At 65.7% G+C, this 17,805-nt stretch carries 21 protein-coding genes and 2 tRNA genes; 16 read left to right on the top strand and 7 right to left on the bottom strand.

Going from position 1 to position 17,805, the window contains the following annotated elements:
• Nucleotides 1-26 precede the first annotated feature (26 nt).
• From C6P64_RS03880 to C6P64_RS03860, 5 genes are all read left to right on the top strand, one after another.
• A complete protein-coding gene (locus C6P64_RS03880; RefSeq protein ID WP_105747279.1) occupies nt 27-659 on the top strand; it encodes an L-threonylcarbamoyladenylate synthase in 633 nt (210 codons plus the stop codon).
• Between the two features lie 22 nt (nt 660-681).
• Nucleotides 682-1,350 (top strand): site-2 protease family protein, encoded by a 669-nt coding sequence (locus C6P64_RS03875; RefSeq protein WP_105747278.1) that lies wholly within the window; start codon nt 682-684, stop codon nt 1,348-1,350.
• A gap of 41 nt (nt 1,351-1,391) precedes the next feature.
• Nucleotides 1,392-2,687 carry a tryptophan--tRNA ligase gene (locus tag C6P64_RS03870; protein ID WP_105747277.1) on the top strand — a complete coding sequence of 432 codons (1,296 nt, stop codon included), beginning with the start codon at nt 1,392-1,394 and terminating at the stop codon, nt 2,685-2,687.
• Between the two features lie 40 nt (nt 2,688-2,727).
• Nucleotides 2,728-2,819, top strand: a tRNA-Ser gene (locus C6P64_RS03865).
• 155 nt (nt 2,820-2,974) lie between these two features.
• On the top strand, nt 2,975-3,181 hold the full coding sequence (locus tag C6P64_RS03860) for a hypothetical protein (RefSeq protein WP_105747276.1): 207 nt from the start codon (nt 2,975-2,977) through the stop codon (nt 3,179-3,181).
• Between the two features lie 21 nt (nt 3,182-3,202).
• Here C6P64_RS03860 and C6P64_RS03855 read toward each other — a convergent pair whose 3' ends face one another.
• Nucleotides 3,203-4,474 (bottom strand): GGDEF domain-containing protein, encoded by a 1,272-nt coding sequence (locus C6P64_RS03855; protein ID WP_105747275.1) that lies wholly within the window; start codon nt 4,472-4,474, stop codon nt 3,203-3,205.
• A gap of 290 nt (nt 4,475-4,764) precedes the next feature.
• Between C6P64_RS03855 and C6P64_RS03850 the strand changes: the two genes are divergently transcribed.
• From C6P64_RS03850 to C6P64_RS03830, 6 genes are all read left to right on the top strand, one after another.
• Nucleotides 4,765-6,000 (top strand): tyrosine-type recombinase/integrase, encoded by a 1,236-nt coding sequence (locus C6P64_RS03850; RefSeq protein WP_105747274.1) that lies wholly within the window; start codon nt 4,765-4,767, stop codon nt 5,998-6,000.
• A complete protein-coding gene (locus C6P64_RS03845; RefSeq protein WP_105747273.1) occupies nt 5,997-6,674 on the top strand; it encodes a hypothetical protein in 678 nt (225 codons plus the stop codon). The genes C6P64_RS03850 and C6P64_RS03845 overlap by 4 nt, the downstream gene beginning before the upstream one ends.
• Nucleotides 6,675-6,760: 86 nt before the next feature.
• Nucleotides 6,761-6,949 carry a helix-turn-helix transcriptional regulator gene (locus C6P64_RS03840; protein ID WP_105747272.1) on the top strand — a complete coding sequence of 63 codons (189 nt, stop codon included), beginning with the start codon at nt 6,761-6,763 and terminating at the stop codon, nt 6,947-6,949.
• Nucleotides 6,949-7,149 carry a hypothetical protein gene (locus C6P64_RS17865; protein WP_146115857.1) on the top strand — a complete coding sequence of 67 codons (201 nt, stop codon included), beginning with the start codon at nt 6,949-6,951 and terminating at the stop codon, nt 7,147-7,149. The genes C6P64_RS03840 and C6P64_RS17865 overlap by 1 nt, the downstream gene beginning before the upstream one ends.
• Nucleotides 7,140-7,382, top strand: coding sequence for a hypothetical protein (locus C6P64_RS03835; RefSeq protein ID WP_105747271.1), 243 nt, complete (start codon nt 7,140-7,142; stop codon nt 7,380-7,382). Before C6P64_RS17865 ends, C6P64_RS03835 begins: the two co-directional genes overlap by 10 nt.
• 167 nt (nt 7,383-7,549) lie before the next feature.
• Nucleotides 7,550-8,146, top strand: a complete 597-nt coding sequence (locus tag C6P64_RS03830) for a hypothetical protein (RefSeq protein ID WP_146115856.1) — start codon at nt 7,550-7,552, stop codon at nt 8,144-8,146.
• 518 nt (nt 8,147-8,664) lie between these two features.
• Here the strand turns inward: C6P64_RS03830 and C6P64_RS03825 are convergent.
• From C6P64_RS03825 to cysS, 6 genes are all read right to left on the bottom strand, one after another.
• Nucleotides 8,665-8,757 (bottom strand) — tRNA-Ser (locus tag C6P64_RS03825).
• A gap of 34 nt (nt 8,758-8,791) precedes the next feature.
• Nucleotides 8,792-10,075 carry an aspartate kinase gene (locus C6P64_RS03820; protein WP_105747269.1) on the bottom strand — a complete coding sequence of 428 codons (1,284 nt, stop codon included), beginning with the start codon at nt 10,073-10,075 and terminating at the stop codon, nt 8,792-8,794.
• A gap of 73 nt (nt 10,076-10,148) precedes the next feature.
• Entirely contained in the window at nt 10,149-11,141 is a 993-nt protein-coding gene (gene tilS, locus C6P64_RS03815; RefSeq protein ID WP_105747268.1) for a tRNA lysidine(34) synthetase TilS, read from the bottom strand.
• Complete coding sequence (locus C6P64_RS03810; RefSeq protein ID WP_105747267.1) at nt 11,119-12,108, bottom strand: acetyl-CoA carboxylase carboxyltransferase subunit alpha; 990 nt, start codon at nt 12,106-12,108, stop codon at nt 11,119-11,121. Before C6P64_RS03810 ends, tilS begins: the two co-directional genes overlap by 23 nt.
• A 39-nt stretch (nt 12,109-12,147) precedes the next feature.
• Nucleotides 12,148-12,834, bottom strand: a complete 687-nt coding sequence (locus C6P64_RS03805) for a DNA-3-methyladenine glycosylase family protein (RefSeq protein ID WP_105747266.1) — start codon at nt 12,832-12,834, stop codon at nt 12,148-12,150.
• Between the two features lies 1 nt (nt 12,835).
• A complete protein-coding gene (cysS, locus tag C6P64_RS03800; protein WP_105747265.1) occupies nt 12,836-14,215 on the bottom strand; it encodes a cysteine--tRNA ligase in 1,380 nt (459 codons plus the stop codon).
• A gap of 154 nt (nt 14,216-14,369) precedes the next feature.
• On the opposite strand from cysS, the gene C6P64_RS03795 reads away from it, so the two are divergent.
• Genes C6P64_RS03795 through C6P64_RS03775 form a run of 5 tightly spaced genes read left to right on the top strand, consistent with a single transcriptional unit; the run spans nt 14,370 to nt 17,781 of the window.
• Entirely contained in the window at nt 14,370-14,924 is a 555-nt protein-coding gene (locus tag C6P64_RS03795; RefSeq protein WP_105747264.1) for a tetratricopeptide repeat protein, read from the top strand.
• A 35-nt stretch (nt 14,925-14,959) separates the two neighbouring features.
• Complete coding sequence (locus C6P64_RS03790; protein WP_105747263.1) at nt 14,960-15,559, top strand: peptidylprolyl isomerase; 600 nt, start codon at nt 14,960-14,962, stop codon at nt 15,557-15,559.
• Between the two features lie 2 nt (nt 15,560-15,561).
• Entirely contained in the window at nt 15,562-16,068 is a 507-nt protein-coding gene (locus tag C6P64_RS03785) for a peptidylprolyl isomerase (protein WP_105747418.1), read from the top strand.
• Nucleotides 16,058-16,876 (top strand): UDP-2,3-diacylglucosamine diphosphatase, encoded by an 819-nt coding sequence (locus C6P64_RS03780; protein WP_105747262.1) that lies wholly within the window; start codon nt 16,058-16,060, stop codon nt 16,874-16,876. Before C6P64_RS03785 ends, C6P64_RS03780 begins: the two co-directional genes overlap by 11 nt.
• Before the next feature lie 44 nt (nt 16,877-16,920).
• Complete coding sequence (locus C6P64_RS03775; RefSeq protein WP_105747261.1) at nt 16,921-17,781, top strand: M90 family metallopeptidase; 861 nt, start codon at nt 16,921-16,923, stop codon at nt 17,779-17,781.
• Nucleotides 17,782-17,805: the final 24 nt, after the last annotated feature.

Genomic DNA, 17,805 nt, shown 5'->3' with positions numbered 1-17,805 from the left:
AGCGCCCAAGATGGGACAATCGCCAGATGTCACAGTATTTCGAAGTCCACCCCGAGAACCCGCAAGCCAGACTGCTCAAGCAGGCGGTGCAATTGCTGGAAAAGGGCGGCGTGCTCGCCGTGCCCACCGACTCCAGCTACTCGCTGGTCTGCCACCTCGACGACAAGTCGGCGGTCGAGCGGCTGCGCCGCATCCGCGGCGTCGATGACAAGCACCAGCTGGCGCTGCTGTGCCGCGACCTCAGCGAGCTCGCCAGCTATGCGCGGGTCGACAACCGGCAGTACCGGCTGCTCAAGCTCGGCACCCCCGGTCCCTACACCTTCATCCTCGAAGCGAGCAAGGAAGTGCCGCGGCGCGTCAGCCACCCCTCGCGCAAGACCATAGGCCTGCGCGTGCCCGAGCACCGGGTACTGCAGGACCTGCTCGCGCTGCACGGTGCGCCGCTGCTGGCCAGCACGCTGATCCCGCCCGGCGCGGACGAGGCGCTGAACGACCCGCAGGAGATCCGCGAACGCCTGCCGGAGCTGGCCGCCGTGATCGATGCCGGCGCCTGCTCGCTCGAGCCGACCACCGTGATCGACCTGACCCCGATGGGCGCAGGCGAGGAGCCCGCGGTGATCCGGCTGGGTCGCGGCAAGCTGGCCGCGCTCGGCCTCTGAACCCTGCTGCGACAATAGCCCCATGGACTTCGCCCAAATCATCCAGACCGTTGCCATCTACGCCCTGCCGGTGCTGTTCGCCATCACCGTGCACGAGGCGGCGCACGGCTATGCGGCGCGCCATTTCGGCGACAACACGGCCTGGAGCCAGGGGCGGGTGACCTTGAACCCTGCCAGGCATATCGATCCGGTCGGCACCATCCTGATGCCGCTGATTCTGTATTTCGCGACTGGCGGCCACTTCCTGTTCGGCTATGCCAAGCCGGTGCCGGTCAACTTCGGCCGACTGCGCAATCCCAAGCGCGACATGATCTGGGTCGCGCTGGCCGGACCGGGCTCCAACTTCCTGCAGGCCCTGGCCTGGGGCGCCTTGTTGCTGCTGTTGCATGGCCTGGGCTTGCAAGAGCGCTTCTTCCTCGGCATGTGCATGGCCGGCGTCAGCGTCAACCTGGTGATGTTCGCCTTCAACCTGTTCCCGCTGCCGCCGCTCGACGGCGGCCGCATCCTGGTCGGCCTGCTGCCCTGGAAGCAGGCGGTCGCGGTCTCGCGCATCGAGCCCTGGGGCTTCTTCATCGTGATGGCGCTGGTCATCAGCGGCATCGTCGGCAGCCTCTGGCTCGAGCCCTTGATCGCGCTGAGCAAGATCGCGATCGGACTGCTGCTCAGTCCGCTGCGCTGGCTGCTGCTCTGATCCGGCCATCTTTTTCGTTCCAAGCACCCGTCTTCCCTCACATGAGCTCTCCCCTGCGCGTCCTCACCGGCATCACCACCTCGGGCACCCCCCATCTCGGCAACTACGTCGGCGCCGTGCGCCCGACCGTGCGCGCCAGCCGCCTGCCCAACACCGAGAGCTTCATGTTCCTGGCCGACTACCACGCGCTGATCAAGACCGGCGACCCGGCGCGCGTGCAGCGCTCGACGCTGGAGATCGCCGCGACCTGGATCGCCTGCGGCCTCGACCCGGAGCAAGTCACCTTCTACCGCCAGTCCGACATCCCCGAGATCACCGAACTGACCTGGCTGCTGACCTGCATGACCGGCAAGGGACTGCTGAACCGGGCCCATGCCTACAAGGCGATGCTGGACCGCAACGCGGCGGCGGGTGCCGAGCCGGACGAAGGCGTGACCGCCGGCCTGTTCATGTACCCGGTGCTGATGGCAGCCGACATCCTGCTGTTCAACGCGCAGCAGGTGCCGGTGGGCCGCGACCAGATCCAGCATATCGAGATGGCGCGCGACATCGCCTCGAGCTTCAACCACCAGTACGGCGAGCATTTCATGCTGCCGGAAGCGGCGATCGAGGAATCGGTCGCTACCCTGCCCGGCCTCGACGGCCGCAAGATGAGCAAGAGCTACGACAACACGATCCCGCTGTTCGTGCCGCGCGAGCAGCTGAAAAAGCTCATCATGGGCATCGTGACCGACTCGAGGGCGCCCGGCGAGCCCAAGGACACCGAAGGCTCGGCGCTGTTCCAGATCTACCAGGCCTTCGCCACGCCCGAGGAAACCGCCGCCTTCGCCCAGGCCTATGCCGACGGCATCGCCTGGGGCGACGCCAAGCAGCGCCTGTTCGAGCGCATCGACGCCGAGATCGCCCCGATGCGCGCCACTTACGACGAGCTGATGGCCCACCCGGAGCGGGTCGAGGCGCTGCTGCAGGCGGGCGCCGTCAAGGCGCGCGCGATCGCGACCCCGTTTGCCGCCCGGCTGCGCCACGCGGTCGGCCTGCGCCCGCTGCAGGCTGCCGTCGAGACCAAGGCCAAGGCCGACAAGGCAACGCTGCCGACTTTCAAGCAGTACCGCGAGAAGGACGGCCAGTTCTACTTCAAGCTCGCCGATGCCAAGGGCCGCCTGCTGCTGCAGAGCCTGGGCCATGCCTCGCCCAAGCAATGCGGCGAGGCCATTGCCCAGCTCAAGGCCCAGGGCTGGAGCGCCAGCCCCGCGCTGCACGCGCTGGCCAGCCTGGCCGATGGCGCCAGCGCGGCCGACGCCGACGCGGCCTTGCAGATTCTGCGCGAAGCCGCTTGAAAAGCGGCCGGAAATGCTGCTAGAATAATGGCTTCGACACGGAGAGATGGCAGAGTGGTCGAATGCGCCGGACTCGAAATCCGGTATACGGTTCATACCGTATCTAGGGTTCGAATCCCTATCTCTCCGCCAAATTCAAGGGCCAGATAGCCCGGAAAAGCCAGCAGAAATGCTGGCTTTTTTGCTTTTTGCCTGCCACCCAGGCGCCACGGGGATGCGGGACAATCGACCAGATGGGCCCAGCACAGACTCCCCCCGACCCACACGCACCAAGACCCAGAGCCGCCATGAATCAGCCGCACCGCAGAACCGCCGCAAGCCAGAAGACCGTATGGAAGCTGCAACCGCTGGTCCGTCGCAGCCGCAAGACAGCGCACGCCGGCGACAACGCCACGACCAGGGAAAGCGCCGAAGCCGAATACTTTGCCAGCGTCAGTGTCTGGGGCGGACTGAACCATCGCCTGTCCGAGTTCCTCGACAGCGACGAAAGCTGAACCCCCTCCCGGGCGGCGGCTTCATGACGGCACCAGCTGGCCAGCCGACATCGAGTCGCACAGCCTGACGCAGTTGCGCCCCTCGGCCTTGGCGCGATAGAGCGCCGCATCGGCCCGCCGGACCAGCAGCTCGGGAGCACCCGCCAGGTCAACGGACGGCACGAGGGCGGCGACCCCGATACTGGCCGTGACCTGACCGTAAGGCGAACGGACATGGGCCAGCGCCCGCGCCGCGACAGCCTGGCAGATGACCTGGGCGAGCTGGTGGGCCTGCTCGAGATCGGCATCGACCGCCACGACGACGAACTCCTCGCCACCATAGCGCGCCGCGAGATCGCCCCTGCGCCCGAGATTGGCACGCAATGCGGCGGCAACCTGCACCAGGCAGTCGTCGCCGGCCTGATGGCCGTAGCAGTCGTTGTAGTCCTTGAAGCAATCGATGTCGATCAGCAGCAGCGCGAGCGACTTGCCGCTGCGCCGGGCCCGCTCCCATTCGGTACGCAGCACCTGGTCGAAATGCCGGCGGTTGCCCAGGCTGGTCAGGCCATCGGTGATCGACAGCTCGGTCAGGCGGTGGTTGGCCGCCTCGAGCTTGGCCGAATACTGCTGCAGCAGCCGGTTCTTGCGCTCCAGCAAGCGGCGCTGGCGCGCCAGCCGCGACTCGTTGCGCTCATGGACCATCAGCGCCAGGCCGGTGCCGAACAGGATCAGCGCGACGATCATCAGCAGCGGCGTCATGATCTGCAGGGGACTGGTCAACAGGATGGCCAGCAGCTCCATCTGCCCGCCCACGGCGGCGCCGACGCGCAGCAGCGAGACCAGCGTCGCCAGGGCGAAACCGACTATCAGCAGGTACTGGCCCCGGCCGGCGGTCTGCGCCCGGCGCCGGACCAGGATGACGACGCAGGCCAGCGATTGCAGGGCATAGACCGAACAGGCCAGCATGACGCGCGCCGGCAGCTGGTCGAGCAGGAAGGGAAAGCTCGCGCCGATCAGCAGCAGCGGCGCGACGGTGATCCAGCGCGACGGCTGGCGCTTCTGGAAATGACAGATGCCCCGATAGAACAGTGCCAGCGCCAGCGCCTGCGTGACATTAGCCAGCACCACCGACAACAGGTCGTTGACCTGGCCGCGCAGCACGAACAATACATAGGCCAGGGTATTGACCCCGAGCGCCCAGGCCCAGAGGCGCAATTCGGGATGTCGGCGCAACGGCACCAGCGCGACCGGAAACACCAGGGTGGCGCTCATCACGATGAACGCCATCAGCAAGCTTGGAACACTGATGCTCATGACAATATTCTGCCCGCGGCATTGATGCGGACGCACGACCCAGACCCCGAAGGGCAAGAAAAAAGCCCAAGTGAATCAATCACTTGGGCTTCATCTTGGCGGAGCGGGAGTCCCCTATATATAGCATTCCCGGGACCTCAAGAACACCCAAGAGACATAAGCAAGCACTTGATTTCATTGAATTAAATAAAATTTCTCCACTCAACTCGACTCACGAGGAGTCATCAGAGTGCAAAATCTATGTTGGGTCGTATGTTGGGTAGCCAACAGGACACATAGAAATTTCACTCATGCCCAAGCTAGCAAAATCACTTAGTGCCATCGAAGTTCAACGCCTGATCGAGCCCGGCCACTGGTCGGTCGGCGGAGTAGCCGGGCTGGCGCTGCAAGTCACCCCTACTGGCGCTCGCAGCTGGGTACTACGCATCAAGATCGGCAACACCCGGCACGATATCGGGCTAGGTGCCTTCCCTGGCGTGAGTCTGGCGCAAGCACGCCAGAAAGCCGGAGAACTGCGCCAGCAGATTGCCGAGGGAAGAAACCCCGTTCAAGAACGTACTGCAGCAAAGGCGCGCATCCGCGCCGAGCAAGCTGCAACCCTTACCTTTGCAGAGGCGGCCGAGCGGTTCATCAAGGCCAAATCCCCGGAATGGAAAAACACCAAATCCCCTGCACAGTGGCGCGCCAGCCTTGAAACATATGCCTATCCCGTGATCGGCAATCTGGACATTCGCCTAATTGCACAGCAGCACGTCGAAGCCATCCTTGAACCGATCTGGACCACCAAGACAGAAACAGCTACCCGCCTGAGAGGCCGGATTGAAAACGTACTGGACTGGGCCGCAGCAGGCGGTTTCCGCCAAGGCGATAACCCAGCTCGCTGGCGTGGACTACTGGACAAGCGACTACCCAATCCAACGAAGCTCAAGAAGGTGGAACATTTCCCGGCTGTACCGCTAGACGAAGTATTTGCTTTCTCTGAAGACCTCAGAGCCATGCACGGCACTGCAGCCCGCGCACTCGAATTCGCCATGTTGACCGCTGCGCGTTCCGGCGAAGTCCGGGGTGCCGTCTGGTCGGAAATTGACCTGAAGGCCGCTGTGTGGACCGTCCCGGCCGCGCGCATGAAGGCTGGCAAGGAACACCGAGTTCCCCTGTCCATGCAAGCACTGGATCTGCTCCGGGCCTTACCCCAGGTCGAGGGCTCGGAGCACGTGTTCACGGCCCCGCGTGGAGGAGCCCTTTCCGACATGAGCCTCACAGCCGTTATGCGACGCATGGGCCGCAGTGAGGTGCCTCACGGCCTACGGTCCAGCTTCCGGGATTGGGCATCAGAACGTACAGCCTACCCGCATGAGGTCGCGGAGATGGCTCTCGCGCACACCGTCAAGGGTGTGGAGGCTAGCTACCGCCGGCTCGATATGATCGACCACCGTCGCTCCATGATGCAGGCGTGGGCTGACTTCACCCAAACCCAGCCGACGACTACCGCTGACGTAGTGCCCATCCGCCGGGAGGCCGCATGACAGAGATCGGCAAGCAACAACTGTCTGATGCGCTGATTTCGACCCTCGACGAGTTTAGGAACGGCCAAGTCGTAAGCCGAGAGGAACAGCGAAATAGACGATTCAACTTGCTGCATCGAGCGCTATTGAATGACGATGCCTGGATGCTCGACACGCATTCCGACGACCTTGCGCTGGATGCCATCGAGCTGCTTGCGCAGGTACTCCGGCAAGGTCACCCCACACCCGAAATGATTACTATTTTGGCTGACTTTTTGGACTCGGTACTTAGCCGCGCAGACAGTTCGCTCACTGCACGGGACGAGGAAACGAAGCTGGCACGCCGCATCATGGGGCACCAACCAAACGGACGACCCAACAGCAAAAGACCTCTACAGAGGGCGTTGGCCGCCTTCGAGATGCACAGTGCGAATGGCTCCTCCCAGGAGGAGGCGGAGCGTGCGGCTTACGATGCCTATCAGGTTGCATTGGGACATCCCGATAGGAACTACGCATCTAGCCTCACCCGCAATGTGAACGTTACGCGCGGGGCTAGTGTAGTGATTGTGACGGAGGCAGAGCGCCTACTCGACAACACCATACGGCCCGAGTTACGCAAGGCTGGCTTGATCGCCCCCAAGGCAAGAGGGCGTAAACCGCTTCAGGACAATTTCAACACTGAACCCCTCCCCTAGTTTTCCGCGCTATTCATTCGCAGGCACCCTCTTCAGAATCGGCCTCAGGCGACATCACCCGAAGTCGCCAATCCTGAAGGGAACTCATGACTACCGAAAATCTGATCATCCGGCGCATCGATACGCCTGCCCGGACTGGACTCTCTCTGTCCACCATTGACCGCCTACGCCGTGAGGGTCGTTTTGTCCCCGCCGTGCGTCTCGCTGAAAAAGCCGTTGGTTTCCTCAAAGCCGACCTTGATGCATGGCTTGCCACTCGCAAGGAGGTCGCATGATGACCCGGCATGAACTCGCAATGCACAAAGCCCGTGTGGCTCACAACCTTGCCGATTGGCTAGGTGGCCTATACGAACTTCAAGCGCAGCTGAGGCCAAACTCCCCCCTTGAAACGGGCATCAACCAAGCGATTGCCAATACCCTGCAGGCGCTGGGCAATCTGGAAAAGTCCAGCTGTGGAGTGTCGAAATGCAAGTGAACTTCATAGACACGACAGAGCTGGCTGAGTTGCGCACCGAAGCTGAGCACCTGCAAACCATCGAACACGACGGGCAGCTGATCCACGTACTGCACTATGGCGGCGGTGACATGCTCGCCATCGTCAACCCGATCACGGGCGGCGCTGTCTGTATCTACCCATGCGCCAGCTTTGATCATGAAGGCGGCAGCATTCACGACCAAGCCCGCGAGCTGCTAGGCGCCAAAGTGTGAGCCGTGCGGCAGCCTTGCTCGAAGCCGATGTCAGGTCCATCCCGGCCTTGATTGAGGCGAAGCGCACAGCAGCCGATAGGCAAGGCTTCCGCGACCGTGTGGGGGCCTTGTCTACCTGGGCTACGATGGACCTTCTACCGCGCCTGCAGACGGCTACAGATCCGCTCATGCTGTGGGCGCTGCATGTTGAGCTCGACAAGCGCAATATCCCGCCCTGCATTCGGTTCCCTGGCCACCAGCTAGGCCCCCAGGGCGACTACATCACACTAGCCGCTGACGTGTTGTGGCTCCACAAACGACACCCGGAACACAAGGCCCTGTATCGGGGCTGGGCTAGCGTCCTGGCGGCCCCACGGGGCCGCGAGAAGTGGCACCAGAACCTTTACCGGCAATTCCTGTTCGCCTACCCGCGCGGCTTGGCTTACCTCGTATCTAAGGGGCTGGCGCTGGCGACCGAGCACCGGCAGCAGTTGGCTTCCGTCCCCACACCATCGATGGTCAAGATCCGCGCGGCGCTTGAGGGAGAAGCCTTCACCAGCAAGCTCGACCAGCTGACCCAGCACGCGACCGAGCACCCGGACCGCAGCGGAAAGTACAAGCCTGCCGACATTGGCCGCCGTCGCGCGCAGTTGTACCGAGTCCATGCCCTGAGCGGCAAAAGCCCGACCCGGACCGCTGAACTGTGGCACCGGCTGAGCGGTGAGAAGCTGAGCAGGCAAACCGTATCGAGGCAGATCGAAGCCGCAGGACTGGTGATTGGATGACGCGGGCACCAATACTGGGTTTGTTCGCTTCTTCTTGCGCATGTCTGTTTCTAAAGAAACAGACTGGTAAGGTGCACCCCCATTCTTCCCTCTGAAAGATGGGGGTGCACCGCGCGTCAACCAATGGGGATGCGCTTCGCGATGACACGGCACCCCCTCAGAGCCCAGCGCAAGACCTTGCATGCCTTATTGAATATCATTTTCAACAAGAACCCCTTGCCGAAGTTTTTTCCAAAATTTCCACGATGCCACTTTTAGGCAGATCCATGCCGGTATAAGGCAACCGCGTACTGCAGGGGCATTCCGGCCTTTCAAAGACCGCTGTTTCTACCAAACCAGCATCTGGTCATTCACCTGACGCTCTACCCCTGGTGACACGGCACGCGGCAGAGGCGCTGGACAGGAAAAACGCAAGATCGCCGCAACCTTTAGCGGTTCTTTTTATGTTGGGTCAGATGTTGGGGCTGAAATGAAGACAAGAAAAAAGCCCAAGTGAATCAATCACTTGGGCTTCATCTTGGCGGAGCGGGAGGGATTCGAACCCTCGATGAGGCTCTACACCCCATACTCCCTTAGCAGGGGAGCACCTTCGGCCACTCGGTCACCGCTCCGGAAGCACTTATTATGCCTCAAAAAACGCGGTTTTCAGGCCTTGGCCAGAGAATCTTGCGGCTGATCGAGGTCGAATTCGCGGTGCAGCGCGCGCACGGCCAGCTCCATGTACTTCTCGTCGATCACGACCGAGGTCTTGATCTCGGAGGTCGAGATCATCTGGATGTTGATGTTCTCGGCGCTCAGGCAGCGGAACATGCGACTGGCGACGCCGACATGGCTGCGCATGCCGATGCCGACGATGCTGACCTTGCAGATCTTGGCATCACCCACCACCTCGGCAGCACCCAGGGTCGGAGCGACCTTTTCCTTCAGCAGGTCCAGGGTCTTGGCCAGGTCGTTGCGGTTGACGGTGAAGCTGAAGTCGGTCAAACCGCCCTTGCTCACGTTCTGGATGATGACGTCGACCTCGATGTTGGCATCGGCGACCGCGCCCAGGATCTGGTAGGCGATGCCGGGGGTGTCGGGCACGCCCAGGACCGAGACCTTGGCCTCGTCGCGGTTGAAGGCAATACCGGAAACGACGGCTTGTTCCATATCTTCGTTGTCCTCGAAAGTGATCAGGGTGCCCGAGCGGGCTTCTTCGTTCAGGTCGATGTCCCAGGGCGTGAAGCTCGAGAGCACGCGCATCGGGACACGGTATTTGCCGGCAAATTCCACCGAGCGGATCTGCAGCACCTTGGAGCCCATGCTGGCCATCTCGAGCATTTCCTCGAAGCTGACGCGCTCCATGCGACGGGCCTGCGGCACCACGCGCGGGTCGGTGGTGTAGACGCCGTCGACGTCGGTGTAGATCAGGCATTCGTCGGCCTTGAGCGCGGCCGCCACGGCCACGGCCGAGGTGTCGGAGCCGCCACGGCCCAGCGTGGTCACGTTGCCCAGCGGGTCGATGCCCTGGAAGCCGGTGATGATCACGACCTTGCCGGCAGCGAGCTCGGCCTTGACGCGGGCATCCTCGATCGACTCGATGCGCGCCTTGGTGTAGCTGCTGTCGGTCTTGATCGGCACCTGCCAGCCCGAGAAGCTGATCGCCTCCAGGCCTTCGGCCTGCAGCGCGATCGCCAGCAGCGCGGACGAGGCCTGCTCGCCGGTGGCGCCGAGCTGGTCGAGTTCGCGGCCGTAGGCAGCGCCCGGCTTGGCCGGTGCGAGTTCCTTGGCCAGGCCCAGCAGGCGGTTGGTTTCTCCGCTCATGGCGCTGGGCACGACCACCATCTGGTGGCCGGCGCGGTGCCACTTGGCGACACGCTTGGCGACGTTGCGGATGCGCTCGGTCGAGCCCATGCTGGTGCCGCCGTATTTGTGAACGATCAGTGCCATCGTGAAAACGGTGTAGGTAAGGCCGGAATGTGAAACTTTTGCGACGCCGGCTGCCGGACGCAAAACATTTCAATTATATCGGGGGCTGGTAGCTCAGCCTGGAGCCTTCGCGCAGCAGCTGGCCGTCGGCCAGCTTGAGCCGGATCTGGTGGCCGCGCGTGGTGCAGGCGGCGACCTGGCCGAGCGCCTGCTCGAGCTGGGCCTCGCTAGGGCTAGCCTGCCAATGCAGGCGCAGCCAGTGGCGCAGGACATTGGCCTGGCGCGCGCGGCTCAGGCGCTGCAGGGACTTGATGGCGGGCGGATCGCCAACGGTCGCCAGGTCCTGCGCCGCGACCTCTTCCAGCAGGGCCTGCGCCTGGGCCGCGTGGCGCGCGCTGCGCGCCAGGGTCTGGGCATAGGCGGGAAACGACTCGGCGAAGGCCGGCAGCAGCCGGGCGCGAATGCGGTTGCGCGTGTAGCGCAAGTCGGCATTGGTCGGATCGACCACGTAGGCAATGCCCTGCCCGTCGAGCCAGTCGCGCAGGGCCTGGCCATCGACCGGCAGCAGCGGGCGGCCGAAGCGCGCGCCGTGGCGCTGGAAGGACTCGGCCATGCCGGCCAGTCCGGGCAGGCCGGCGCCACGGCTCAGCGCGAGCAGCAGGGTCTCGGCCTGGTCCTGGGCATGCTGACCCAGCAGCACGCAGGCCGCACCGGCCTGCTGCGCCGCAGCGGCCAGCGCGCGGTAGCGGGCCTGGCGCGCGGCATCCTCGGGGCTCTGGCCGGGCAGATGGCGCGCATCGACGCGGATCACTTGCAGCGGAACGGCCAGCGCGGCGCAGGCGGCGCGCGCATGACGCTCGAAGTCGTCGCCAGCGGCCTGCAGGCCGTGGTGGACATGGATGGCCTGCACCCGGCCCGGCCACAAGGCCTGGGCGGCCAGCAGGAGCGCACTGGAATCGGCGCCGCCGCTGTAGGCGACGGCCCAGGGATGGGGAACTGCAGCGGCGTCGGCGGGCAGCGGATGGCGTGCCGCCCAGGCGCGCAGCGCGCCCCAGCAGGGATTGTCAGCCGCGTCGGCCCTTGGCATCGGCCTTGGTGTCGGTGAAGCGGCCGTAGCTGTTGAGGCGCGCGTAGCGGCGCTCGATCAGCTCGTCGGTCTTGAGGTCGGCCAGCTGGCGCCAGGCCTCGGCCAGTGCGCGCTTGAGGCTGGTGGCCATGGCCTGCGGGTCGCGGTGGGCGCCGCCGACCGGCTCGTTGACGATCTTGTCGACCAGGCCCAGCGCCTTCAGGCGGTGCGCGGTGATGCCGAGCGCCTCGGCCGCGTCGCTGGCGCGCTCGCTGGTCTTCCACAAGATGGAGGCACAGCCTTCCGGGCTGATGACCGAATAGACCGAATACTGCAGCATCAGCACCTGGTCGGCGACCGAGATCGCCAGCGCGCCACCGGATCCGCCCTCGCCGATGATGGTCGAGATGATCGGGACTTCCAGCTGCGCCATCTCGAAGATGTTGCGGCCGATCGCCTCCGACTGGCCGCGCTCCTCGGCGTCGATGCCCGGATAGGCACCCGGCGTGTCGACGAAGGTGAAGACCGGCAGCTTGAACTTCTCGGCCAGCTTCATCAGGCGCAGCGCCTTGCGGTAGCCCTCGGGCTTGGTCATGCCGAAGTTGCGTGCGGCGCGCTCCTTGGTGTCGCGGCCCTTCTGGTGACCGATCACCATGCAGGGCTGGCCGTTGAAGCGCGCCAAGCCGCCGACGATCGCCAGGTCGTCGGCGAAATGGCGGTCGCCATGCAGCTCGACGAAATGGGTGAAGATGCCGTTCACATAGTCCAGCGTGTAGGGCCGGTCGCTGTGGCGCGCGATCTTGGTGATCTGCCAGGGCGTCAGCTGGCTGTAGATGTCCTTGGTCAGCTGCAGGCTTTTCTTGCCAAGCTGTTCGATCTCTTCCGAGATGTCGACCGCGGACTCGCTCTGGACATAGCGCAGTTCTTCGATTTTGTTTTCGAGTTCGGCAATCGGTTGCTCGAAGTCGAGGAAGTTCTTTTTCGCCAAGGTGTACTCCTTTGGTCGGTTCTGTGATGCGCGAACGCTTCAGCTCGCCGCTGGGACGGGGTCGAGCGAGCGCCAAATATACCAAGTCGCGACGCTGCAGTAGGGCGACCAGGCCGCGGCAACCTCGCGTGCCTCGCTGCGGCTGACCGGTTCGCCCGAGAAATAGCCGAGACTGATGCCGCGGATCAAGCCCGCGTCATCGAGCGGCAGCACGTTGGGGCGCAGCAGGTAGAAGATCAGGAACATCTCGGCCGTCCAGCGGCCGATGCCACGGATCGCGACCAGTTCCTGGATGATGGATTCGTCGTCCATGTCGTGCCAGGCATCGACATGCAGCTCGCCCGAATCGAAATGGCGCGCCAGGTCGACCAGGTAGTCGATCTTGCGCGCGCTCAGGCCCGCGCCGCGCATGGCCTCGGGTTGCAGCGCCAGCAAGGCGGCCGGGCTGACCGCCGGCATCAGCTTGACGAAGCGGTGCCAGGCCGCCTGCGCCGACTTGACCGAGATCTGCTGGCCGATCACGCTGCGCGCCAGCGTCGTGAAGGGATCGGCGCTCGACTGCAGCGTCGCGTCCGGAAACTGCGGGATGAGCTTCTTCATCACGCGGTCGCGCTTCATCAGGTGGCGACAGGCCTCGGCCCAGTAGGCGGGGCGCAGCGGTGGCAATGCGCCAGCAACCGCTTCGGCCACCGGCAAGGTGGCCGACAAGATCGGAGTCTGGCCCATTTCAGGCCCGTTCCCAGCTGGTGCCGGCCGGACCGTCCTTGAGCACCACGCCCTGCTCGAGCAGGGCCTTGCGGATGCGGTCGGCCTCGGGCCAGTCCTTGGCGGCCTTGGCCGCGGCACGGGCCTCGATCTGCTGCTGGATCGCGGCTTCGTCGAGGCCGGCTGCGGCTCCGCCCTGCAGGAAGGCGGTCGGGTCTTCCTGCAGCAGGCCCAGGATGGCGCCCAGCGCCTTGAGCAGGCCGGCGCGCTCGGGCGAGCGGCTGCGGTTGACCTCGCTGGCGAGCTCGAACAGCACCGCGACCGCCTCGGGCGTGCCGAAGTCCTCGTCCATCGCGGCCTGGAAGCGGGCGGCGTAGTCGTCGCTCCAGTCGACCCGAGCAGGCGCCGCCGGCACCGAGGCCAGCGCGGTGTAGAGGCGCTTCAAGGCATTGCGCGCGTCGTCGAGATGGGCGTCGCTGTAGTTGAGCGGGCTGCGGTAATGCGCGCGCAGGATGAAGAAGCGCACCGTCTCGGCATCGTACTTCTGCAGCACCTCGCGGATGGTGAAGAAGTTGCCCAGGCTCTTGGACATCTTCTCGTTGTCGACGCGCACGAAGCCGTTGTGCATCCAGAAGGCGGCCAGCGGCTGGCCGGTCGCGCCTTCGCTCTGCGCGATCTCGTTCTCGTGGTGCGGGAACTGCAGGTCGGCGCCGCCGCCATGGATGTCGAAGCTCTCGCCCAGCATCTCGCAGCTCATGGCCGAGCATTCGATATGCCAGCCCGGGCGGCCCAGGCCGTAGGCGCCGTCCCACTTGGCCTCGGCCGGCTCCTCGGCCTTGGCGGCCTTCCAGAGCACGAAATCGAGCGGGTCCTGCTTGCCGTCATCGACCGCCACGCGCTCGCCCGCGCGCAGGTCGTCCAGGCTCTTGCCCGACAGCTTGCCGTAGCCCTCGAACTGGCGCACCGCGTAGTTGACGTCGCCGTTGGCGCTGCGGTAGGCCAGGCCCTTGCGCTCGAGCTTGCCGATCAGGTCCAGCATCTGCGGCACATATTCGGTCGCGCGCGGCTCGAAGGTCGGGCGCTCGATCTTGAGCGCGTCGGCATCCTGGTGCAGCGCATCGACCATGCGGTCGGTCAGGCTGCGGATGGTTTCGCCATTCTTCAAGGCACGGGCGATGATCTTGTCGTCGATGTCGGTGACGTTGCGCACATAGGTGACGCGGTAGCCGCTGGCCTTGAGCCAGCGCTGCACGACGTCGAAGGCGACCATGGAGCGGGCATGGCCCAGGTGGCACAGGTCGTAGACCGTCATGCCACAGACGTAGAGGCGCACATGGCCGGGCTCGAGCGGGGAGAAGTCGTCGACGCGGCGCGTCAGCGAGTTATAAATGCGCAAGGTCATGGGGAGCTTGGGGGCGGGACCCCTCAGATACAATCTTTTGCAGTATATCGGCGCAGGCTGACGGGATCGTGTTGGACAATCCCACGCTGCGCAAGGTCGCGTATTGTGCCCGTTTTGGCGCGCCGCCGGCCCCACCCCTTGCCGCAACGCCACCATGCCAAGCTTCCACCCAGGTTTCGCTCCCCTCCGGTCCATCGCCCTGCAGGCCCTGCTCGGCCTGGGTTGCTGGCTGGCCGCGGGCGCCGCGCAGGCCCAGTCGCCGGCGCACGAGGAGGTCGCGCGGCTGCTGCGCGCCGGGCTGGCTGGCGAAGCGCAACAGAAGGCCGAGGCCGGCCTGGCCACGCGGCCGAACGACGCGCAGCTGCGCTTCCTCAAGGGCGTGGCGCAGAGCCAGGGCGGCCAGCCCGAGGCCGCGCGCGCGACCTTCAGCGCGCTGACGCAGGAATTTCCCGAGCTGCCCGAGCCCTACAACAACCTCGCGGTGCTCGAGGCCGCCGCCGGCCGGCTCGACGCGGCCCGCGCCGCGCTCGAGACCGCGCTGCGCCTGAACCCCGGCTACGCGACCGCGCAGCAGAACCTCGGCGATGTCTACGCCCGCCTCGCGGGCCGGGCCTGGGCGCGCGCGCTCGAGCTCGACCCGGCCAATCCCGCGCTGCCGCCCCGGCTGCAGATCATCCAGCAGCTGCCGGCGACGCAGGCAACGCCCTGATCTGACCCCATCCACCGATTGATCGAGAACCCGCCATGCACAGAAGAACCCTGACCCGCTGGGTCGCCGGCGCCGCGCTGGCACTGGCCGCCGCCCTGCCCGCCTCGGCCCAGAATGCGGCAGCGCCGGCCGCCGCACCGCGCGTCAAGCTCGAGACCAGCCTGGGCAATATCGTGCTCGAGCTCGACGCGCAGAAGGCGCCCAGGACGGTCGCCAACTTCGTCCAGTACGTCAAGGACAAGCATTACGACGGCACGGTGTTCCACCGTGTGATCGACGGCTTCATGATCCAGGGCGGCGGCTTCACGGCCGAGATGCAGCAAAAGCCGACCCGCGCGACGATCCAGAACGAGGCCGACAACGGCCTGAAGAACCTGCCGCTGACGGTCGCGATGGCACGCACCAACGACCCGCACTCGGCCTCGGCCCAGTTCTTCATCAACATCGCCGACAACCGCTTCCTCAACCACACCCAGCCGACGCTGAACGGCTGGGGTTATGCGGTGTTCGGCAAGGTCGTTGCCGGCGCCGACGTGGTGGACAAGATCCGCCAGGTCCGCACCGGCAACCGCGGCATGTTCCAGGACGTCCCGACCACCCCCGTCACCATCCTCAAAGCCACATTGGAGAAATGAACATGGCCAAGCCCCAAGTCGAACTGCACATCAAGGACCACGGCGTCATCACGCTCGAACTCGACGACGAGAAGGCGCCGATCTCGGCCGCCAACTTCCTCGAGTACGTCAAGAGCGGCCACTACGACAACACCATCTTCCACCGCGTGATCAACGGCTTCATGATCCAGGGCGGCGGCTTCGAGCCCGGCATGAAGCAAAAGCCGACCGGCGCCGAGATCAAGAACGAAGCCAACAACCAGCTCAAGAACGACAAGTACACGGTCGCGATGGCGCGCACCAACGCCCCGCACTCGGCGACGGCCCAGTTCTTCATCAACGTCGCCGACAACGAGTTCCTGAACTTCAAGAGCGAGACCCCGAGCGGCTGGGGCTATGCCGTGTTCGGCAAGGTCGTCGGCGGCACCGAGATCGTCGACAAGATCCGCGGCGTCAAGACCGGCAACAAGGGCTATCACAGCGATGTGCCGGTGGCCGATGTCGTGATCGAAAAGGCCGTTGCGCTCTGATCCCGAGGCGCCGACGCGCTGGGGCGAACTGAACGCCCCGGCGCCTTGGCGCACGATCGACTTCATCTCCGACCTGCACCTGCAGGCCGGCGATCCCGCCACCGCGCAGGCCTTCAGGCGCTACCTGCAGGACTGCCAGGCGGACGCGCTCTTCATCCTCGGCGACCTGTTCGAGGTCTGGATCGGCGACGACCTGCTCGACGCCAGTCCTGCCGAACGGACAGCCGAGCCCGAATACGACTTCCTGGCCGGCATCTGCACCGATCTGCGCGCATTTTCGGCCCGGCAAGCGCTCTACGTCATGCACGGCAACCGCGACTTCCTGCTCGGGGTGCGCTTTGCCGCCGCCAGCGGCGCCACCCTGCTCGACGACCCGACCCTGCTGCGCTGGGGCGAGCAGCGGGTCCTGCTGAGCCACGGCGACGCCTGGTGCCTGGGCGATGGCGACTACCTCGAATTCCGCGCCCAGGTGCGCAGCCCCGGCTGGCAGGCCGCCTTCCTGCAGCGACCGCTGGCCGAACGCGCTTCGCTCGCGCGCGGCCTGCGCGCGGCCAGCGAAGCGCGCAAGCAGGACCCGGCCCAGGACTGGGCCGATGTCGATGCCGCGACGGCAACCGCCTGGCTGCAAGCCAGCGACGCCGCCACGCTGGTGCATGGCCACACCCACCGCCCGGGACGGCACGAGCTGGGCGACGGGCGGCAACGCCTGGTGCTGAGCGACTGGGAGGCCGAGGCACGCCCGGCGCGCGCCGAGGCACTGCGGCTCGACGCCTCGGGCCGCTGGCAACGGATCGGGCTGGCGGACTGAGTCCAGGTCCGGACCTGGCCTGATGCCCTGACACCGACCGAGCCATGAAGCCGCCAAGCCGCTGGACCCGACTGCTGCAAGGACTGCCCGGCTGGGTCCGGCGCTGGCTGGTCCGCCCCGGCCTGGTGCCGCCCGCAACCATCCCCGCGACGCTCTGGCAGCAGACCCTGGGTCGCCTGCCCTGGCTGGCCGGGCTGGGCCCCGACGAGCAGGCCAGGCTGCGCGAGCTGTGCGCGCGTTTCCTGGCCGAGAAGGAATTCCACGGTGCCCAGGGCCTGGCGGTCAGCGACGCGATGGCACTGGCGGTCGCGGCCCAGGCCTGCCTGCCGCTGCTGTACTGGGGAACGGACGCGCTCGACTGGTATGACGATTTCGTCGGCATCGTGCTGCACCCCGACGAGGTGCTGGCGCCGCGCGAGGCGCTCGACGAAGCCGGCGTGCTGCACCACTGGCAGGAGCCGCTGATCGGCGAGGCGATGGCCGGCGGCCCGGTGATGCTGGCCTGGTCCCATGTGCAGGGCGACCGGCAGGCGCAGACCGAGGGCCACAACCTGGTGATCCACGAGTTCGCGCACAAGCTCGACCTGCGCGGCAAGCCGGCCGGCAGCGACGCCAACGGCTGCCCGCCGCTGCCGGCAGGCTTCATGGGGCTGGGCCCGGGCGCGGCGCGCCAACGCTGGCAGCAGGACTGGAGCGCGGCCTATGCGGAGTTCTGCCAGCAGCTCGAGCTGGCCGAGCGCTTCGGCCAGCCGGCGCCCTGGCTCGACCCCTATGCCGCGCAGGCACCGGCCGAGTTCTTCGCCTGCGCCTGCGAGGCCTACTGGGTGGCGCGGGAACGCTTCGCGCTGGAGTTCCCGCAGCTGGCGCCGCTGCTCGACGCCTTCTTCAGGCGACCGCCGCGCTGAACGGCGCGGCCACCCGATCCAAGG

The organism is Malikia granosa (assembly GCF_002980595.1).
GTDB lineage: Bacteria > Pseudomonadota > Gammaproteobacteria > Burkholderiales > Burkholderiaceae_C > Malikia > Malikia granosa.
This window is presented reverse-complemented; position numbering and strand designations above follow the sequence as displayed.

Bases quoted from the DNA above. Each gene is read 5' to 3' on its own strand.
- C6P64_RS03880 (WP_105747279.1), top strand. From the start codon at position 27: ATGTCACAGTATTTCGAAGTCCACCCCGAGAACCCGCAAGCCAGACTG.
- C6P64_RS03875 (WP_105747278.1), top strand. From the start codon at position 682: ATGGACTTCGCCCAAATCATCCAGACCGTTGCCATCTACGCCCTGCCG.
- C6P64_RS03870 (WP_105747277.1), top strand. From the start codon at position 1,392: ATGAGCTCTCCCCTGCGCGTCCTCACCGGCATCACCACCTCGGGCACC.
- C6P64_RS03860 (WP_105747276.1), top strand. From the start codon at position 2,975: ATGAATCAGCCGCACCGCAGAACCGCCGCAAGCCAGAAGACCGTATGG.
- C6P64_RS03855 (WP_105747275.1), bottom strand. From the start codon at position 4,474: ATGAGCATCAGTGTTCCAAGCTTGCTGATGGCGTTCATCGTGATGAGC.
- C6P64_RS03850 (WP_105747274.1), top strand. From the start codon at position 4,765: ATGCCCAAGCTAGCAAAATCACTTAGTGCCATCGAAGTTCAACGCCTG.
- C6P64_RS03845 (WP_105747273.1), top strand. From the start codon at position 5,997: ATGACAGAGATCGGCAAGCAACAACTGTCTGATGCGCTGATTTCGACC.
- C6P64_RS03840 (WP_105747272.1), top strand. From the start codon at position 6,761: ATGACTACCGAAAATCTGATCATCCGGCGCATCGATACGCCTGCCCGG.
- C6P64_RS17865 (WP_146115857.1), top strand. From the start codon at position 6,949: ATGACCCGGCATGAACTCGCAATGCACAAAGCCCGTGTGGCTCACAAC.
- C6P64_RS03835 (WP_105747271.1), top strand. From the start codon at position 7,140: ATGCAAGTGAACTTCATAGACACGACAGAGCTGGCTGAGTTGCGCACC.
- C6P64_RS03830 (WP_146115856.1), top strand. From the start codon at position 7,550: ATGCTGTGGGCGCTGCATGTTGAGCTCGACAAGCGCAATATCCCGCCC.
- C6P64_RS03820 (WP_105747269.1), bottom strand. From the start codon at position 10,075: ATGGCACTGATCGTTCACAAATACGGCGGCACCAGCATGGGCTCGACC.
- tilS (WP_105747268.1), bottom strand. From the start codon at position 11,141: ATGCCAAGGGCCGACGCGGCTGACAATCCCTGCTGGGGCGCGCTGCGC.
- C6P64_RS03805 (WP_105747266.1), bottom strand. From the start codon at position 12,834: ATGGGCCAGACTCCGATCTTGTCGGCCACCTTGCCGGTGGCCGAAGCG.
- cysS (WP_105747265.1), bottom strand. From the start codon at position 14,215: ATGACCTTGCGCATTTATAACTCGCTGACGCGCCGCGTCGACGACTTC.
- C6P64_RS03795 (WP_105747264.1), top strand. From the start codon at position 14,370: ATGCCAAGCTTCCACCCAGGTTTCGCTCCCCTCCGGTCCATCGCCCTG.
- C6P64_RS03790 (WP_105747263.1), top strand. From the start codon at position 14,960: ATGCACAGAAGAACCCTGACCCGCTGGGTCGCCGGCGCCGCGCTGGCA.
- C6P64_RS03785 (WP_105747418.1), top strand. From the start codon at position 15,562: ATGGCCAAGCCCCAAGTCGAACTGCACATCAAGGACCACGGCGTCATC.
- C6P64_RS03775 (WP_105747261.1), top strand. From the start codon at position 16,921: ATGAAGCCGCCAAGCCGCTGGACCCGACTGCTGCAAGGACTGCCCGGC.